The following is a 1,683-nucleotide window of genomic DNA, read 5'->3' as shown; positions in this document are numbered from 1 at the left end:
CCGCTCGGCCGTGCCGCCCCCGGGCGGCAGCCGCCAGAGGTCGAGGGGGTCGCCGCCGGCGTGGTGCCAGACCTCATCCGCCCCCGCCACCTGATGCCAGCGGCTGAGCTGGCCCTCCGTCAGCAGGAAGGCGATCACCGTGAGTCCGGCGCGTTGCCGCCCGTCCTCGGTTCGGCACACCTGGCCGGGCGAGCGGTGCAGCTCCCGGTACCAGCCCCCCTCCGGATGGGGCTGCAGGTCGAAGCGGGCGATCAGCGCCTCCGGACTGGAACGCATGGCCTGGCGGAGGGGAGAGGGTCGCTGCCGATGATCCCGCGGCGACGGCCAACCGGAGTAGAACATGTGTACCACTTCATGGTTCCCGGCCCGATGCCTCCCCTGCCTCCCCAGTCACCGCTGCCCCTGCGGGAGGGGGCGGAGGCCCTCTTCTGCCTGCTGGCCACGGAGGCGGTCAGCGCCGGCTTCCCCAGTCCCGCCGACGACTACGTGGAGGCCCGCATCGACCTCAATCTGGAGCTGATCCCCCGCCCGCTGTCCACCTTCTTCATGCGCGTCAGCGGCGATGCCATGCGGGGCGACGGCATCGTCGACGGCGACCTGCTGGTGATCGACCGCAGCGTCGATCCCCGGCCCGGCATGGTGGTGGTGGCGGTGCATGCCGGCGCCTTCCTGCTGCGCCGTCTGGCCCGGCGCGGCGATGGGCTGTGGCTGGTGGCCAGCGACGGCACCAGTCCGCCCCTGGTGCTCAGCGGCGACGGCGGTGGCGGCGACGGGGGTGGCGCCGAACTCTGGGGCGTCGTGATCCACGCCGTGCATCACCTGGCGGGCGCCCCCTCCAGGCGCCGCTGATCGGGCTCAGGGGTCGGCGCGGTGGGGCAGGGCGCGCGCGTCGCCATGAGGGGCGGGAGGGGTCATCAACAGGCCGCGCCGCCGCAGCTCACGGCGGAACTCACCGGCCAGTCCGTCCGCCATCCAGAGCTTGCGCAGGTGGCCGAAGATCACCAGGCAGCGCAGGGCGATGGTGACACAGACAAGCACCTGCAGGCAGAGTTTCAGCACGGTGGGGGCCAGGGTGGGAGCAGATGCGGCGCTGTGCTGGGACAAGCCTAGGGGCGCCGCAGGCGAGCGGCCGCCGGGGACCGGCCGGGAAACGCCGTCCAGGCGTCATGCTGGGGGCGATGAGCGGCAACGCCGCCCCAGCCTGCTTCGATGATCGAGCCCCTGCCGGAGCTGAGCACCGCCGAACTGGAGACCCTGCTGGCGGCCCTCGATCCGCTCCTGGACGGCTTCGGCGAAGGGGGCTCCTGCCTGGATGATGCCAGCGCCTTCCTGGAACGGCTGGGCATCGGCCAGCAGGGCGACGACGGGGGCAGCCCCTCCCCCCTGCTGCAGTGGCTGGAAAGCTGGCGGGCCGCCGGCGGCAACCGGGCGACCCTGCGGCTGATGGTGCAGACCCTGCTGACGGGGCGCCAGGAGGGATCAGCGGACTGACGGGGGGCCGGATCGGCCGGACTGATCAGCCGGGCCGGGTCAGGCGCGCCAGAGGGCATCGGCCATGCGGGCCGTCTGCACGATCGGCCCGACGTCGTGCACGCGCAGCACATCGGCACCGGCGGCGATGGCCTGGCCGCAGACCGCCGCGGTGCCCCAGAGCCGGGCCCGGGGGCGGGGCTCGGCCAGCAC

The 1,683-nt window shown here is 73.7% G+C and carries 4 protein-coding genes and 1 pseudogene; 2 read left to right on the top strand and 3 right to left on the bottom strand.

Going from position 1 to position 1,683, the window contains the following annotated elements; genetic code table 11:
- The coding region (locus VB737_RS16615; protein ID WP_500314593.1) for a cupin domain-containing protein at positions 1-276 on the bottom strand (276 nt) is incomplete at its 3' end.
- A 93-nt stretch (positions 277-369) separates the two neighbouring features.
- Here VB737_RS16615 and VB737_RS16610 point away from each other — a divergent pair.
- Positions 370-849 (top strand): LexA family protein, encoded by a 480-nt coding sequence (locus VB737_RS16610; RefSeq protein WP_500314591.1) that lies wholly within the window; start codon positions 370-372, stop codon positions 847-849.
- A 6-nt stretch (positions 850-855) separates the two neighbouring features.
- Here the strand turns inward: VB737_RS16610 and VB737_RS16605 are convergent, their stop codons facing one another.
- Entirely contained in the window at positions 856-1,104 is a 249-nt protein-coding gene (locus VB737_RS16605) for a hypothetical protein (protein WP_500314589.1), read from the bottom strand.
- 105 nt (positions 1,105-1,209) lie between these two features.
- On the opposite strand from VB737_RS16605, the gene VB737_RS16600 reads away from it, so the two are divergent.
- Entirely contained in the window at positions 1,210-1,491 is a 282-nt protein-coding gene (locus VB737_RS16600; protein ID WP_500314587.1) for a hypothetical protein, read from the top strand.
- Between the two features lie 39 nt (positions 1,492-1,530).
- Here the strand turns inward: VB737_RS16600 and VB737_RS16595 are convergent.
- A pseudogene (locus tag VB737_RS16595) lies at positions 1,531-1,683 on the bottom strand (dihydropteroate synthase); the annotation flags it as partial.

This window comes from Synechococcus sp. BA-120 BA3 (assembly GCF_034931285.1).
Classification (GTDB): domain Bacteria; phylum Cyanobacteriota; class Cyanobacteriia; order PCC-6307; family Cyanobiaceae; genus Cyanobium.
Note: the sequence above shows the minus strand (reverse complement) of the source record. Positions and strands in the feature narration are given on the sequence as shown.

Bases quoted from the DNA above. Each gene is read 5' to 3' on its own strand.
- VB737_RS16610 (WP_500314591.1), top strand. From the start codon at position 370: ATGCCTCCCCTGCCTCCCCAGTCACCGCTGCCCCTGCGGGAGGGGGCG.
- VB737_RS16600 (WP_500314587.1), top strand. From the start codon at position 1,210: ATGATCGAGCCCCTGCCGGAGCTGAGCACCGCCGAACTGGAGACCCTG.